Raw genomic sequence first — 15497 nt, 5'->3', positions numbered from 1 at the left:
TGTCTCCTGATGGCTTGAACGTTCGCCACCAGCGTCCTGCTTCAATGTTTCAGCCGCATCTCGGAAAGATGAAGTTTTGATAACAGTGAACAGGCGAGTGATCTCCCCCCTTGAGGGGGAGATGTCGCCGAAGGCGACAGAGGGGGTCGCCGCGCGTGAAGCGCCGACTTCCTCTTTCGTCACAAAGAACGCTGAGCCCCGTCGGACCGACCCCCTCTGGCCGCTTTGCGGCCATCTCCCCCTCAAGGGGGGAGATTAGCGCCCAGCGCCTTACGCCGCTTGCGGCTCCGGATCGAAAGCCGGCCTGCTCGTATTGATCAGCAGCGACAGACACGCGGCCACGATCGCCGTCATGCCGGCGATCAGGAAGGCCAGTTCGTAATTGCCCTGCAATTCGCGCATGGTGCCGCCGAAGGCGGCGGCGGTGGCGGCGCCGACTTGGTGGCCGGCTACGATCCAGCCGAACACGATCGGGCCGCTGCGGTCACCGAAGGCCTCGTTGGCGAGCCTGAGCGTCGGCGGCACGGTGGCGATCCAGTCGAGACCGTAGAGCACCGCGAAGATGATCAGGCTGGTCGCCGAGAAGCCGGAATAGGGCAGATAGATCAGCGCCAGACCGCGAATGCCGTAGTAGACGCCGAGCAGCTTGCGCGGGTCGAAACGGTCGGTGAGCCAGCCCGAGAGCGTCGTCCCGATCAGGTCGAAAATGCCCATAAGCGACAGCAGGCCCGCGGCCTGTACCTCGGGGATGCCCATATCGCCGCAGAAGGAGATCAGATGCGTGCCGACCAGCCCGTTGGTGGTGAAGCCGCAGATGAAGAAGGTGGCGAACAGATACCAGAAGACGCGGGTGCCGGCAGCGCGGCGCAGCGTGTTGAGCGTATGCGCCAGGAAATTGCCTTGCGATGCCGGCGATACCGGCGGCACGTCATCGGCCCCGGCGCCATAGCGCACCATGCCGATCGAAGCGGGACGCTCCGGAACCAACAGCCAGACCAGCGGCAGAAGACAGGCGGTGGCGATCGAGACGGCGGTAGCGACGGGCTGCCAGCCGCCCGACTGGGCGAGCGATGCCAGCAGCGGCAGGAACACCAAGAGGCCGGTGGCGCTGGAGGCCGACATCAGCCCCATCACCAAGCCGCGATTGGTCTTGAACCAGCGGTTGACGATGGTGGCGCCGAGCACGGTGGCGACCGCGCCGGAGCCGATGCCGGAAAACACGCCCCAGGTGAGGAACAGGTGCCATGGCTCGGTCATCAGCAGGCTGAGCGCGGTCGAGCCCGACATGATCACAAGCGAGGCAAGCAGCGTTCGGCGCAAGCCGATACGCTCCATCAATGCGGCGGCAAACGGCCCGGTCAGGCCGTAAAGGAAGATGCCGATCGCAGCGGCAATCGAAACCGTATCGCGCCCCCAGCCGAAGCTTTTATCCAACGGCAGCATCATCACCGAGGGTGCGGAACGAAGCCCGGCCGCGATCAACAGGCAAAGGAAGATGACGCCAACCACGACGAAAGCGTAGCGCTGGCCAAAGGGACGGGATTGAGCTATCATGTTACTGACCGGTACGTTGCAGGGTGAGGACATGTATACGTACCGATCGGTAACACGTCAATCGAGTCATACCATGCCAACGGACAAAAATATTGAACTGACCATCAAGGACGGTCATGCAGCCGCACCGCCCAAGGCTGCCAAGAAAATCCTCGACGTGGCCTACGACCTGTTCTACCGCCGCGGCATCCGGGCGATCGGCGTCGACGAAATCGTCAAGCGCGCCGGCGTCACCAAGCCCAGCCTCTACCGCAGCTTTCCCTCCAAGGACGAGCTCGCCGCTTCCTATCTCAGGCAATATGACCGTGAGTATTGGGAGCGTTTCGACGAAGCCGTGGCTGCCCATCCCGGCGACCCGCGGGCACAGCTCAGGGCTTTTCTGACTCGCGTCGGCAAGCGCACGCAAAGGCCGGACTATCGCGGCTGCGGCATGACCAACGCGGCGGTGGAATATCCCGAACATGGCCATCCGGCGCGTGTCGTCAGCGAGGCCAACAAGCAGGAGCTGCGCCACCGCCTGCGCGCCATGGCCGCAGCGATGGGCGCTAAAGACCCTGACACGCTCGGCGACGGCCTGCTGCTGTTGATCGAAGGCGCCTATATCAGCGGCCAGCTCTTCGGCCTCGGAGGCCCGGCGGCAGCGGTCGCCCGCAACGCCGACCTGCTGATCGAGGCGAGCTTGAAGAAATAACATTTCGAACGTTGGCGCCGCCCCTCACCTGCCGGCATCCTTTCCCGGAAATGGGGCGAGGAACGCTCTCATCACGATTTCGCCAATTGCCAGCGTTGCAAGGTTGTCGCCAGCGGCGCAGCCGGCCACTTTCTCCCGTTCAGGGGGAGAATTGCCCGGCAGGGCGATTTGGGCGGCGCCAACGTTGAGATTGGCACGCTAGGCCGGCCGCAGATTTGGCGATAGGCTGGGGCGAACTTCACGGGAGACGTCCGCATGCGAACCCTGCTGCTTGTTCCATTCGCCCTCGCCGCCCTATCCCAAACCGCCCATGCCGACGGCATATCAAGCGTTTACACCGACCTCGACTCGCAAAAGGACTGCGTCACCTATGCGCAGGCGCAGGAAGGCGACGGCGAATGGGCCGAACTCGCCTGCTCCGGCTATCGTGGCTATCCCGTGCTGATCGCCTATGACGACGCCCGTGAATCGCTGTTCTACGGATTTCCGCCCGGCGGCGACATGACCTCGGTCTGGGAGAGCTTTTCCGGCTTCAACTCGTCCGGCGCCAAGGTCGAGTGGCGCATCGAGGCCAAGGGCGACGTTGCCGTTCCCTTTGCCGTCATCCACCGCCGCTCGATCAGCAATCCCGAGGACGAGAACAAGCCGACCGAAGTGCTGCTCGTCGCCAAGGTCGCCCAGATGGAAGCCCGCGACGGCTGCACCATCGGCCTCGTGCTGGCCACCGGCAACCCGCAGGCCAATGACCAGGCGCGCAAGCTGGCCGACGAAAAGGCGAAGAGTTTCGCCTGTGGCAAGGACAAGCACACCGTCATCGGCAACGTGCCGGCGTTTGGTCGGGTGGATAACTAGTCACGTGGGTGCAAGGCACCCCCCTCTGCCCTGCCGGGCATCTCCCCCTCAAGGGGGAGATTGGCAGCTTCGCTGGCGGCGCTTTTCTTTCGGCGCTGAAAATTGACGAAAGCCGTTGCGACTCCCCCCTTGAGGGGGAGATGGCCGGCAGGCCAGAGGGGGGTGCCTCGCGCTGGCGTTTGCCGCTTACTTGAACGAGACGCAGGCCTCTCTCGGCGCTACTTTGCCGCCTTCGCCCGTGCGATCGCGTCGACAATCATCTTCTTGGCGTATTTGGAATCGTGCCAGCCTTCGATCTTGACCCATTTGCCGGGCTCGAGATCCTTGTAGTGCTCGAAGAAGTGCTGGACCTGGTCGCGGGTGATCTCGGGCAGCTGCGTGTATTCGGTGACGTTTTCGTAGCGCAGCGTCAGCTTCGGCGACGGCACGGCAATGACCTTCTCGTCCTGGCCGGCATTGTCTTCCATCACCAGCACGCCGATCGGCCGCACATTGATGACGCAGCCCGGCACCAGCGCGCGGGTGTTGCAGACCAGAACGTCAATCGGGTCGCCGTCGCCCGAGAGCGTGTGCGGCACGAAACCGTAATTGCCGGGGTAGCGCATCGAGGTGTGCAGGAAACGGTCGACGAACAGCGTGCCGGCCTCCTTGTCCATCTCGTACTTGATCGGCTCGCCGCCGATCGGCACCTCGATGATGACGTTGATGTCCTCGGGCGGGTTCTTTCCGATGGCAATGGCTTCGATTCGCATGCTTAAATCCCTCTCTCGATGTCCAAGATCGATAGCGGGCGGCGCAGCATGGTGCAATGCGGCGATTGGTGCGAAGCGCTAACGGAAGCGCACGGTTTATGATGATTTGTAACCGAAGCCGGTCATTCCCAGACGAAGGCGACCTTCTTGAGCGCCCTCTGCTCGAAAATCTCGACGCCTTCGGCGACGTCACGGCCACCCGCGCCGGCATAGAAGGAAAGTGCGTTCTGGTTGTCTTCCAGCGCCCACACCACCATTCCCTTCAGCCCGTGGTCGGCAAGCCGCGCCCGCGCCGCCTTGAACAGCCGGCTGCCGAGCCCGATGCCCTGATATTCCGGACGCAGGTAAAGTTCGTAGATTTCGCCCTGTTGCTTCAGCTCGCGGGCGCGGTTCTTGCCGATCGTGGCATAGCCGGCGATGGTGCCGCCGATCTCGACCACCAGAACGGTGGCGGCGCGGCGGATGGCGTTGGCCCACCAGTCGGCGCCGCGGCGGTTGATCATCGAGGTCAGCGAGCGATGCGGGATGATGCCGGAATAGGCGCCCTCCCAAGCCTGCTGGTGCACGTCCGCAATGGCGCCAGCGTCGCGCGGTTCGGCTTTCCTGATGTCGATGCTCAGCGTATTCATGATTTGTTAACCATAAACCCGCATCGGCCATTTGCAAGAGTCGAGGTCAGCCCGCCGACCGCTTTCTCACAGCCGATCGCGACACTGCTGACAATGGGCAAAGCCTGCCTGGAAACGCACCCAGCCGGCGCGGTCAGGCGTCCGTCCGGGTAGCGCGTGCTGGCTTTTCAGATCTCGACGAGATGATCGTCCAGTTCATTGGCATCGCCCGACGTCACCGGGAAATGCTCGGCCAGCACCGCGCCGACCTGCCCGATCGCCTTGACGAAGCCGTCGGCGAGCCGGTCGTCACCGGCATGCTGCAGGAGATCGCGCAGCACGCCGTCCCAGACATGCTGGCCGACCTTGCTGTCGATGCCCGAATCGGCGACCACTTCGGCATAACGCTCGGCGATCGACACGAAGACCAACACGCCGGTGCGCGCCGTGGTGCGGTGGACATTGCGGGCGAGGAACTGCCTGAGCGCATTGTGATGTGCCGCCTGATAACGCTGCCGGCGCGGCACCAGATGGATGCGCAAGCCCGGCAGCGCCCACAAAAGCACCAACACCGAGGCCAGTGCCAGCAGTTGGACAATGACGAAATGCGGCAGCCGGATCGACAGCCACCAGGCTTCCAGCCCATAAGCGACGGCGAGGCTGGCAATCAGCATGCCTGATGTCGCCATGAAGGCGGCGGGAAAGAAATAGCCGTCGCTGGCATGCGCAACGACGCAGTAGATCTCGCCGTCGGTTTTGGCCTCGGCCGCGCGGATCGCGGTGGCGATGCGCTCATGGTCCTGTGGGCTGATCGGTCGTGTTGCCATCTTCTCTCACCAGCTCCCTGAAGACCCGCCACCGCCAGACGAACCGCCGCCGCCTGAAAACCCGCCGCCGCTGCTTGAGCCCGAAGACCAGCTGCTGCCCGAACTTCCCGATGACCATCCGCTGCCCGACGACGAACTTGTTGTCCAGCTGCTGGAGCCCGAGGACGATCCGCTCGGCCCCTGGCCGTAGCGAAAGGTCATGCCCAGCCATTTATACACGCCCGGCGACAGCTTGGTGCCGAAGATCGGCGGCAGGAAGGCCATCGCCAGGCCGCCGAAGAACATCGCCGCCCACAGGATCAGGAAGACCGCGACTATAGGATCGACGGGCGTGCTGTGGTCGGCCGGGTTGCGCTTGCCGCGCGCCTCCAGCTCTTCCGGGTTGCCTTCCAGCACCATGACCATGTCGTCGACGGCCTTGGAAATGCCGCCGGAGAAATCACCGGCGCGGAACGCCGGCACCATGTCATTTTCGATGATCAGTTTGGTGTGCAGGTCGGTCAGCGTGCCTTCCAGCCCGTAGCCGACCTCGATGCGCATCTTGTGGTCGTTCTTGGCCACCAGCAGAAGCACGCCGTTGTTTTCGCCGGCCTGGCCGAGTTTCCAGAAGCGGAACAGCCGGTTGGCGTAGGGTTCGATCTCCTCGCCGTCCAGGCTGGGGATGGTGGCGACGACGATCTGGTCGGAGCCTTTGGTCTCGAAATCCGCGAGCTTCTGCGTTAGTGCCGCCTTGGTCGCGGCGTCGATAATACCGGCATTGTCGACCACCCGCCCGGTGAGTGCCGGCAGGTCTGCCGCCAAGGCTACGAACAGCATGGCGAGCATCGTCAACAAGGCGATGCCGATCGTCGCGGCTGCGCGGCCAGGTTTTGGCGGATTGAAGACGCGTACTGTCATGCCGTCACCAGCTCCCCTCAACCACCATGACCGTCCTCGATCACCATGATCATGTCGTCGACCGCTTTGGAAATACCGCCGGAGAAATCCCCGGCGCGGAAGGCCGGCACCATGCCTTCAATGATCCGTGTGGCGTGCTGGTTGGTGAGCGTGGCTTCCAGCCCGTAGCCGACCTCGATGCGCATCTTGCGGTCGTTCACGGCCACCAGCAGAAGCACGCCATTGTTCTTGGCCTTCTGGCCGAGCTTCCAGGCGTTGAACAGCCGGGTGGCGTAAGGCTCGATCTCCTCGCCGTCGAGGCTGGGAACCGTCGCGACGACGATCTGGTCGGAGCCTTTGGTCTCGAAATCGGCCAGCTTCTGCGTCAGCGCCGCCTCGGTCGCAGCGTCGATGATGCCTGCATTGTCGACGACACCACCGGTGAGGGCGGGCAGTTCCGCCGCCAGCGCCGCGAAGCTGACGAGCAAGACCAGCAAGGCAGCGCCGGTCATCGTGGCGAAGCGGCCATGCCAGGGATTGGCGATGCGTGTTGTCATCTCGTCACCAGCTTCCCGAGGAGCCGCCGCCGCCGGACGAACCGCCGCCGCCGGAAAAGCCGCCACCACCGCTTGAACCCGACGACCAGCCGCCCCCGCCCGAAGACCAGCCGCCGCTGGACGACCGCCGGCCCGGCTCGAATGTCATGCCGAGCCAGCGATAGCGGCCGGGACCGAGTTTTTGGCCGAAGATCGGCGGCAGGATGGAGGCGGCCATGCTGCCGAAGAAGATGATTGCCCAGATGCTGATGAAGACGCCGAAGAACAGATTGTCGGTATTGATGGGCGGCTTCTGGTTGCGCTCGCCGCGCGCCTCCAATTCCTCCGGATTGCCTTCCAGCACCATCACCATGTCGTCGACGGCCTTGGAAATGCCCCCGGAGAAATCGCCGGCGCGGAACGCCGGCACCATGTCGTTTTCGATGATCAGCTTGGTGTGCAAATCGGTCAGCGTGCCTTCCAGCCCATAGCCGACCTCGATGCGCATCTTGCGGTCGTTCGGCGCCACCAGCAGCAGCACGCCGTTGTTTTCCTTGGCCTGGCCGAGCTTCCAGAAGCGGAACAGCCGGTTGGCGTAAGGCTCAATCTCCTCGCCGTCGAGGCTGGGGATGGTTGCGACGACGATCTGGTCGGAGCCTCTGGTCTCGAAGTCGGCGAGTTTCTGGGTGAGCGCGGCTTTGGTGCCTGCATCGATGATCCCGGCATTGTCGACGACGCGGCCGGTCAGCGCGGGGAGGTCGGCGGCGAAGGCGGTGAGGGGCAGGAAGACGGCCAGAAAGGCGAGAAGAACACCAAGGTTGGCGTTCCTTCGCGTCCCCCTCTGTCCTGCCGGACATCTCCCCCTCGAGGGGGGAGATTGGCAATCTCGCTGCCGACGCTCAGCCGGCAACGCTGATATTTGGCGCAAGGACAGAAGACAGCTGATCTCCCCCCTTGAGGGGGAGATGTCCGGCAGGACAGAGGGGGGTGTGAAGGAACGCAAGGCTGGCAAAGGCCAAGCTCACCCAGACGTCATCACCCGCCCTGCTTCGTGCCGAAATCGACCTTCGGCGGCTGCATCTTGTCTTCTTCGACGGTGAAGTTGGCGAAGGGCTCGTTGCTGCGGAACCAGAAGGTTGCCCATAGCACCGACGGAAAGGTCCTCAGCGTCAGATTGTAATCCTTGACCGCCAGGATGTAGTCGCGCCGCGCCACGGCGATACGGTTCTCGGTGCCTTCGAGTTGCGCCTGCAGCGCCAGGAAATTCTGGTTGGCCTTGAGGTCGGGATAGGCCTCCGACACCGCGATCAGCCGCGACAGCGCGCTGGTCAGCCCTGATTGCGCATCCTGGAACTTCTTGAGCGCTTCGGGGTCCTTCAGCGTTTCCGGCGTCACCGTGATCTGCGTCGCCTTGGCGCGCGCTTCGACCACCGCATCGAGCGTGTCCTTTTCATGCGAGGCATAGCCCTTCACCGTCTCGACCAAATTGGGAATGAGGTCGGACCGACGCTGATACTGGTTCAGCACCTCGCTCCATGCCGCCTTGGCGTTTTCCTCCGCCGTCGGGATGGTGTTGAAGCCGCAGCCGGCGAGCAGAGGCAGCACGACGGCCATCATCAGCACGGCCGGCAGACTGCGGAAAGGGAAGGCAAGGCGCTGGGCAAACATGGTGAGGTCCCTCGACAGAAGTTGCATGCGAAGCATTAGCACAATCCGCGCTCAAGAAAATGTCTGCCGCTGGCGCGCATTCCTGGCGCGCATTCATGCGCCGGCGAGGCCCTGTGATTGATCGCGCGAACACGGTATGGTTGCCGGCAAACAGGACAGGATCATGGCGGAACGCCACGACGATGACAGCGAATCGCGCCGCATTATCGAGCGCGTGGCGAACGAGGGCGGCCTTGGCGGCGCATCGCTGGTGTCACGGGCAGCGAAAGGCGCGCGCGATCATGTTACCGCAGCGGAGGCCGACCGATCCGATCCGATCGAGGTCTGGGGCACCCGCATCGGTCGCGCACTTGGGCTCATCGTCGCCCTCGGCCTTTTGATCTGGCTCGTGTACTACGTCTCCCGGGGCAGCTAGAGCATGATCCTGAAAAGTGGGAACCGGTTTTCTCGGACAAACGGGAACCGTTTTGTCCGGAGATCATCCTCCAACCAAAGAGATAGATCAGGATGACGATTCAACGAAAAATTATCCGTATCTAGGATTTTCCATGAACCGCGAAAAAGCCGACGCGCCGCGCGCGGTCATCGTCATTTCCAGCCATGTCGCCCGCGGCTCGGTCGGCAACCGCGCCGCCGTGTTTGCGCTGGAGACGCTGGGCTTTCCCGTGTGGGCGGTACCGACGGTCATCTTGCCCTGGCATCCGGGCCATGGCCGCGCCACGCGCATCGTGCCGCCGCTCGACCAGTTCAAGGCGCTGATGGCCGATCTCGAGCGCGCGCCCTGGCTGGGTGAGGTCGGCGCGGTGCTGTCGGGCTATCTTGGCGAGGCCGGCCAGGCCGAGGCCGTCGCCTCGCTGGTTGCGGCGGTCAAGGCCAAGACGCCGGACGCGATTTATATATGCGATCCGGTGATGGGCGATTCCGGCGGGCTCTATGTGCCCGAGCCGACGGCCGCCGCGATGCGCGACCGGCTGATGCCGATCGCCGACATCGCCACCCCCAACCGCTATGAGCTGGAGTGGATGGCCGGCGCGCCTTTGCCCGATCTGAAATCGGTGATCTCGGCCGCCCTCCATGCCGGACCGTCAACAATGCTGGTGACGTCGGCACAGTCGATGATGACCGGCGGCACCGGCAATCTGCTGCTTGACGGCACCCAGGCGCTGCTGGCCGAACACCGCCTCATCGACAAGCCGCCGAATGGCCTCGGTGACCTGACTGCGGCCGTCTACCTCGCCCGCATCCTGTCGGGGCAGCCGCCGATCAAGGCGCTGCAATCGACCACCGCCGCCGTCTACGAAATCCTGGCGCGAACCGCCAAGCGTGGCGGCGACGAGTTGCAGCTTGAAACCGATGCCCAGAGCCTGTCGCATCCGATGGCGATGGTGCAACTGCGCCACCTCACGCATCCGGGGCGGGACCGCCGGGCGTGACCTCGACCGTGGTCGTCGGCGTCGACGGCTGCAAGGCCGGCTGGATCGCCGTCCGCCGCGATCTGGATGCCGCGCCGTCAGTCCGCGTCTTTCCCAGCTTTGCGACCCTGCTCGACGCCTTGCCCGCCGATGCGACAGTGGTCGTCGACATGCCGATCGGCCTGCCGGACGTCTCGAAAAGAGGCGGGCGCGGGCCGGAGACCTTGGTACGGCCAATGCTCGGAGCACGGCAATCCAGCGTCTTCTCTATCCCGTCCCGCCCGGCCCTCTACGCCGACACCAGCGGCTTCACCACGGTCGAGGCCTGGTATGAGGCACATCGGCGCGCCAGCGAGGTGGCCAAGGCGACCTCCGATCCGCCACGCGGCGTCTCGATCCAGGCCTTCGGCATCTTTGCCAAGATACGCGAGATCGACGCGCTGCTGATCGCACGTCCGCAACTGCGCCGCCGCGTCTTCGAATCGCATCCCGAAGTGGCCTTCTGCCGGCTGAACGGCGAAAAACCGATGACACTGCCGAAGAAGATCAAGGGCGCCGTCAATCCGGCCGGGATGGAAGAACGCAAGGCACTGCTCTGCCGGCACGGCTATACCAGAGCTTTCCTTGACCAGCCGCCGCAACGCGGTGCTGCCGCCGACGATTTCCTCGACGCCGCAGCGATGATGCTGATTGCCGGACGCATTGCCGGCGGGGAGGCAACGCCGTTTCCCGACCCGCCGCTTGCCGACCGTTTCGGCATTCCCCTGGCGATCTGGGCGTGAGGCAAGCGGCGCCATGCGTGCGGCATGGCGATTTGCGACGAAGCCATCCGCAATTCGGCATTGCCCGCGACGGGCATTTGCCGTTAGAGCCTTTCTAACTTGAAATGAGCTGCCGTCGCTAACCCCGAAAGGCTTCATCCCTAGCCCATGCCCCATCTCCCCGAACATCTTTGGACCGGCTACCGCAACTTCATGAATGGCCGCTATCTCACCGAGAGCGGACGCTATCGCGAGCTTGCCCGCGAGGGGCAGGCGCCCGAAACCATGATCGTTGCCTGCTGCGATTCCCGCTCTGCCCCCGAGGCGATCTTCGACGCCGGTCCGGGCGAACTGTTCGTCCTGCGCAATGTCGGCAATCTGGTGCCGCCCTATGCGCCGGACGGCGAGTTCCACTCGACCTCGGCCGCGCTCGAATTCGCCGTGCAGAGCCTGAAGGTGAAAAACATCGTGGTGATGGGCCATGGCCGCTGCGGCGGCATCCGCGCCGCGCTCGACACCAATTCGGCGCCGCTGTCGCCCGGCGACTTCATCGGCAAATGGATGAGCCTGATCGCGCCGGCGGCCGAAACCGTTTCGTCCAGCACGTTCATGACGACAACCGAACGGCAGACGGCGCTGGAGCGGATTTCCATCCGCTATTCGATCGCCAATCTCAGGACCTTCCCTTGCGTCTCCATCCTCGAAGGCAAGGGGCGGCTGTCGCTGCATGGCGCCTGGTTCGACATCTCGACCGGCGAGCTCTGGGTGATGAACAAGGACACCGGCGACTTCGAGCGGCCGGATTTGACGTAGACCCATGATCCCGAAAAGTGGGAACCGGTTTTCGGATAAGGGCATGGTCAAATAAGAGGAGGCAAGAATGCGGGTTTGGCCTGCGATCGCTTTCGCCGTAGCGGCGCTGCTGATTTCGCTCGTCCCTGCCCGCTCCGATGACGGCGCCATTATCGACCGCTGGTATTCGGCGCTGCTGGTCGCCGATCGCACCGAATTGTCGGACCTGCTCGCCGACGATGTCCGCATCAAGCTCGACGATCTCGGCGTCGTACAGTCGAAGCAGGAGTTCATCGCGTCGATCGACGAATGGAAGGGCGCGGTCGCCGGCGCCGCAATCCGGCATCGCGTCGAAAAGAGCGAGGCCGGCGTCACAACTGTCATCGCCTGCTATGATTTCCCCAACAATGACATGCTGATGCAGGAGACGTTCGCCGTCACCGGCAACCGCATCACCGCCAGTTCGCAAGCGGCGATCGCGGAAAATTGCGACGGCTTCTGACGCGGGCTTGAACGGCCGCGCTGTTGCGCCGCGCCAGTCATCGCCCTACATCGGTCAGCAAGCTCCGCCAATCATCGAAAGATCCCCCATGCCGTCCACGAAAACCGTCGATCTCGCCGCCCATCCGCTGACCAAATGGCAAGGGCCGCTCGGCCTGCCGGATTTTGCCAGCATCGGCGACGACGATTTCTCCTCGGTGTTCGACGCGGCGCTGAAGGCACATGAGGCCGAAATCGATGCGATCGCCGGCAACAAGGATGCGCCGACCATCGAGAATACGCTGGCAGCCCTCGAGCTCGCCGGTGAGCCGCTCGACCATGTCTCGTCGATCTTCTGGTGCCGGGCCGGCGCCCACACCAACGATGCGATCCAGGCGCTGGAGCGCGATATCTCGCCAAAAATGTCGAGGCATTTCTCGGCGATCTCGATGAACGAGAAATTGTTTGCCCGCGTCGACGATCTCTACCAGCGCCGTGAGACGCTCAAACTCGACGCCGAGACGCTGCGGGTGCTGGAGAAGACCTGGAAAGGCTTTGTGCGATCGGGCGCAAAACTCGACGCCGACGGCAAGAAGCGGCTGGCCAACATCAGCGAGGAGCTGTCCTCGCTCGGCACGACCTTCGGCCAGAACGTGCTGGCCGACGAGCGCGACTGGGCGCTTTTCCTCGACGAGGCTGATCTTGCGGGCCTGCCGGACTTCGTGAAGAGTTCGATGGCCGAAGCCGCCGAGACGCGCGGCCAGAAAGGCCGCTACGCAGTCACCTTGTCGCGCTCTATCTATGAGCCGTTCACGACCTTCTCCGAACGCCGCGACCTGCGCGAGAGCGCCTTCCGCGCTTTCACCATGCGCGGCCAGAATGGCGGCGCCAGCGACAACACCGCAGTGGTGCGCGACATGCTGAAACTGCGCGCCGAAAAGGCCAGGCTGCTAGGCTATGCCTCGTTCGCCGCGCTGAAACTCGACGACACCATGGCCAAGACGCCGAAGGCGGTGCACGACCTCCTCGACCCGGTCTGGGAGAAAGCGCTGGAGAAGGCCGCCGCCGACCAGAAGGAGCTGGAGCGGCTGGCGACCAAGGCAGGCAGCAACGAAAAATTCGCCGCCTGGGACTGGCGCTTCTACCAGGAGAAATTGCGCGCCGAAAAATTCGCCTTCGACGAGGCGGAACTGAAACCCTATCTGCAACTCGACCGCATCATCGACGCCTGCTTCGACGTCGCCACAAAACTGTTCGGCATCACTTTCGAGGAGAAGAAGGGCATCGCCGCCTGGCATCCCGACGCGCGCGTCTTCGTGGTGAAGAACGCCGATGGCAGCGAGCGCGGCCTGTTCCTCGCCGACTATTTCGCCCGGTCCTCGAAGCGCTCCGGCGCGTGGATGAGCGCGCTGAAGTCGGGCTACAAGCTTGGCGATGGCTCCAAGCCGGTGATCTACAATATCATGAACTTCGCCAAGCCGCCGGCCGGGGAAGCAGCGCTGTTGTCGGTCGATGAGGCCAAGACCCTGTTCCACGAGTTCGGCCATGCTTTGCACGGCATGCTGACCGACGTCACCTGGCCGTCGGTGGCGGGCACCTCGGTTTCCCGCGATTTCGTCGAACTGCCTTCGCAGCTCTACGAGCACTGGCTGACGGTGCCCGCAGTGCTGGAAAAGCATGCGCTGCATGTTAAGACCGGCAAGCCGATGCCGAAGTCGCTGCTCGACAAGATGCTGGCCGCCCGCACGTTCGGCGCCGGTTTCGCCACGGTCGAGTTCACAGCGTCGGCGCTGATCGACATGGCGTATCACGCGCGGCCGGATGCGCCGGCGGAACCGCTGCGTTTCGAAGCCGAAACGCTGGAAAAGCTTGATATGCCCGACACCATCGCCATGCGTCATCGCACCCCGCATTTCGGCCATATCTTCTCCGGCGACGGTTATTCAGCCGGCTACTATTCCTACATGTGGTCGGAAGTGCTCGACGCCGACGCCTTCGCCGCCTTCGAGGAGACCGGCGATCCCTTCAACCCGGCGCTGGCGGAACGGCTTCGGAAGAATATCTATGCCGCTGGCGGGTCGAAGGATCCGGAGGAGCTGTACACGGCGTTCCGCGGCAAGATGCCTTCGCCGGAAGCGATGATGGTGAAGCGGGGATTGCTATAGCGCCGCCTTATCTCCCCCCTCGAGGGGGAGATCACCAGCGCCAAGGATCCGCCACCCGTGGCCACACCGGCCGCGTCAGCTTCCTGTAATCCGTCACCGCCGGATTGCTCGGATACGAGCTCGGCGCCGAGACATAGATGATCTCCGCCGCGATCGGTTCAAAGCCGGCGTAGAAATGGTTGGTTGACTTGATCAGCAATATGTCCTTCGACAACGGATCGACACCGATGTTGGAGAAGACATCCGGCTCGAAGGTCTGCGTGCGGTTGGTGTTGAGGATGATGTCGATTTCGGTGCCTTCGAGCCGCACCAGCGCCGTCGGTCCGAGCGTCACCCGGCTCGGCCCGAAGCTCTGCCAGCCCTCGGGGACGGCTTTCAACACCTTGACGCGCGCATCGATCGGTTCGCCGGCCAGCGGCCCGGCCTTGCCGCCGAAGCGCAGGTCGATGACGGCGCCTTCGCCTGCCGCCTGGCAAAAGGTGACAGCGATCGGGTCCCAGATCGTCGCCACGCCAAAATTGTCCACGCCCCGTTCCAGCATGGCGCGCAGCACGACCGTACCGTCGCCGGCGACGCCACCGCCGGGATTGTCCCAGATGTCGGCAATCACAACCGGCTTGCCGGGATTTTCCTTGCGCACGGCCAGTGCCCGCGCGATGCCGTCCTCGGTGTTCAGCATCGTCATCGCCGTCCTTTCGCGCATGGCGTAAAGCTCGTGCCCTAGCCTCTCCGCCAGCGCATCGCCCTTGGCCTTGTCATTGTCAGTGACGACCAGGATGCGCGTGCCCATTTCCGGCACGTCCGCGGCCATGAAGCCATGGATGACCGAGACCGACAGCACGCCGTCCTTGCCGTGCAGCGCCTTGATGCGGTCGACGAAGGAGCGCATCGGCTCGCGGCTGGTCGGCAGCACCTGGATCATGCGGCAGTCGAACGTCGAGATCACCGGCTTGATCTCGTCGCGCGCCGCCGCCAATCCAAGCTCGACGACATGTTCGCCGCGCTCATAGAAGTCGGTGTGCGGGAATTCGAGGAAATAGGCCATGACATTGCATGCCGCGACGCGCTTTGGGGTCAGATGACTGTGCGGGTCGAGCTCGACCGCGATCACCACGTCGGGCCCGACGATTGCGCGAACCCGTTCCAGCAGATCGCCTTCGCAATCGTCATAGCCTTGCGCCACCATGGCGCCGTGCAGGCCGAGGATGACGGCGTCGACCGGCAAGGCTGCCTTCAACTGGCCGAGAATCTCGTCGCGCAACGACTCATAGGTCTGCCGCTGCACCAGCCCGCCCGGCTCCGCCCAGGTGGCGGTGCCTTCGACGACGGTCAGCCCTTCGGCAGCCGCACGCCGGCGCAGCGCGACCATCGGCGAGGAGCACAAGGTCGGCGTGTCCGGATGCTTGCCCGGCCCGGCATAGAACGCCATCTCGAACGACGCCCGGTCGGTCGGCACCGGCGAGAAGGTGTTGGTTTCGGTCGCCAGCGAGGCGGTGAAGATGCGCATGAAAGCTCCGTTGTGA

At 63.9% G+C, this 15497-nt stretch carries 16 protein-coding genes and 1 pseudogene; 8 read left to right on the top strand and 9 right to left on the bottom strand.

The window, feature by feature from the left end; all coding sequences use genetic code 11:
* Positions 1-270: 270 nt before the first annotated feature.
* Positions 271-1554, bottom strand: a complete 1284-nt coding sequence (locus NLY33_RS07140; RefSeq protein ID WP_023835196.1) for an MFS transporter — start codon at positions 1552-1554, stop codon at positions 271-273.
* 73 nt (positions 1555-1627) lie between these two features.
* On the opposite strand from NLY33_RS07140, the gene NLY33_RS07135 reads away from it, so the two are divergent.
* Both NLY33_RS07135 and NLY33_RS07130 read left to right on the top strand, forming a co-directional pair.
* Positions 1628-2245, top strand: coding sequence for a TetR/AcrR family transcriptional regulator (locus NLY33_RS07135; protein WP_023698744.1), 618 nt, complete (start codon positions 1628-1630; stop codon positions 2243-2245).
* Between the two features lie 255 nt (positions 2246-2500).
* Complete coding sequence (locus NLY33_RS07130) at positions 2501-3097, top strand: hypothetical protein (RefSeq protein ID WP_023704972.1); 597 nt, start codon at positions 2501-2503, stop codon at positions 3095-3097.
* 218 nt (positions 3098-3315) lie between these two features.
* Here NLY33_RS07130 and ppa read toward each other — a convergent pair whose 3' ends face one another.
* The 7 genes and pseudogenes from ppa to NLY33_RS07095 form a co-directional block, all read right to left on the bottom strand.
* On the bottom strand, positions 3316-3849 hold the full coding sequence (gene ppa, locus NLY33_RS07125; RefSeq protein ID WP_023668623.1) for an inorganic diphosphatase: 534 nt from the start codon (positions 3847-3849) through the stop codon (positions 3316-3318).
* A 122-nt stretch (positions 3850-3971) separates the two neighbouring features.
* Positions 3972-4478: a GNAT family N-acetyltransferase gene (locus tag NLY33_RS07120; protein ID WP_023668622.1), complete on the bottom strand. Its 507-nt coding sequence runs from the start codon at positions 4476-4478 to the stop codon at positions 3972-3974.
* A 167-nt stretch (positions 4479-4645) separates the two neighbouring features.
* Positions 4646-5284, bottom strand: coding sequence for a TPM domain-containing protein (locus tag NLY33_RS07115; protein ID WP_023704973.1), 639 nt, complete (start codon positions 5282-5284; stop codon positions 4646-4648).
* A 6-nt stretch (positions 5285-5290) separates the two neighbouring features.
* Positions 5291-6181 (bottom strand): TPM domain-containing protein, encoded by an 891-nt coding sequence (locus NLY33_RS07110; protein WP_023704974.1) that lies wholly within the window; start codon positions 6179-6181, stop codon positions 5291-5293.
* 35 nt (positions 6182-6216) lie between these two features.
* Positions 6217-6672 (bottom strand): annotated as a pseudogene (locus NLY33_RS07105) (TPM domain-containing protein); the annotation flags it as partial.
* Positions 6673-6721: 49 nt separating this feature from the next.
* Entirely contained in the window at positions 6722-7492 is a 771-nt protein-coding gene (locus NLY33_RS07100; protein ID WP_198020358.1) for a TPM domain-containing protein, read from the bottom strand.
* A 239-nt stretch (positions 7493-7731) separates the two neighbouring features.
* On the bottom strand, positions 7732-8364 hold the full coding sequence (locus NLY33_RS07095) for a LemA family protein (RefSeq protein WP_023681434.1): 633 nt from the start codon (positions 8362-8364) through the stop codon (positions 7732-7734).
* Positions 8365-8527: 163 nt separating this feature from the next.
* Here NLY33_RS07095 and NLY33_RS07090 point away from each other — a divergent pair, with 163 nt between their 5' ends.
* The 6 genes from NLY33_RS07090 (at position 8528) to NLY33_RS07065 (ending at position 13974) form a co-directional block, all read left to right on the top strand.
* The gene (locus NLY33_RS07090) at positions 8528-8779 is read left to right on the top strand and encodes a hypothetical protein (RefSeq protein WP_023693217.1); all 252 of its coding nucleotides are present in this window, start codon (positions 8528-8530) and stop codon (positions 8777-8779) included.
* Between the two features lie 133 nt (positions 8780-8912).
* On the top strand, positions 8913-9797 hold the full coding sequence (pdxY, locus tag NLY33_RS07085) for a pyridoxal kinase PdxY (RefSeq protein WP_023688841.1): 885 nt from the start codon (positions 8913-8915) through the stop codon (positions 9795-9797).
* Positions 9794-10558: a DUF429 domain-containing protein gene (locus NLY33_RS07080; protein WP_023693218.1), complete on the top strand. Its 765-nt coding sequence runs from the start codon at positions 9794-9796 to the stop codon at positions 10556-10558. Before pdxY ends, NLY33_RS07080 begins: the two co-directional genes overlap by 4 nt.
* 147 nt (positions 10559-10705) lie before the next feature.
* Positions 10706-11350, top strand: coding sequence for a carbonic anhydrase (locus NLY33_RS07075; protein ID WP_023668613.1), 645 nt, complete (start codon positions 10706-10708; stop codon positions 11348-11350).
* Between the two features lie 67 nt (positions 11351-11417).
* A complete protein-coding gene (locus tag NLY33_RS07070; protein ID WP_023688839.1) occupies positions 11418-11831 on the top strand; it encodes a hypothetical protein in 414 nt (137 codons plus the stop codon).
* 88 nt (positions 11832-11919) lie between these two features.
* Positions 11920-13974: a M3 family metallopeptidase gene (locus tag NLY33_RS07065; protein ID WP_023688838.1), complete on the top strand. Its 2055-nt coding sequence runs from the start codon at positions 11920-11922 to the stop codon at positions 13972-13974.
* 31 nt (positions 13975-14005) lie between these two features.
* Here NLY33_RS07065 and NLY33_RS07060 read toward each other — a convergent pair whose 3' ends face one another.
* On the bottom strand, positions 14006-15481 hold the full coding sequence (locus tag NLY33_RS07060; protein ID WP_023704976.1) for a M81 family metallopeptidase: 1476 nt from the start codon (positions 15479-15481) through the stop codon (positions 14006-14008).
* Positions 15482-15497: the final 16 nt, after the last annotated feature.

The sequence above is a fragment of the Mesorhizobium sp. C432A genome (genome assembly GCF_030323145.1).
Classification (GTDB): domain Bacteria; phylum Pseudomonadota; class Alphaproteobacteria; order Rhizobiales; family Rhizobiaceae; genus Mesorhizobium.
This window is presented reverse-complemented; position numbering and strand designations above follow the sequence as displayed.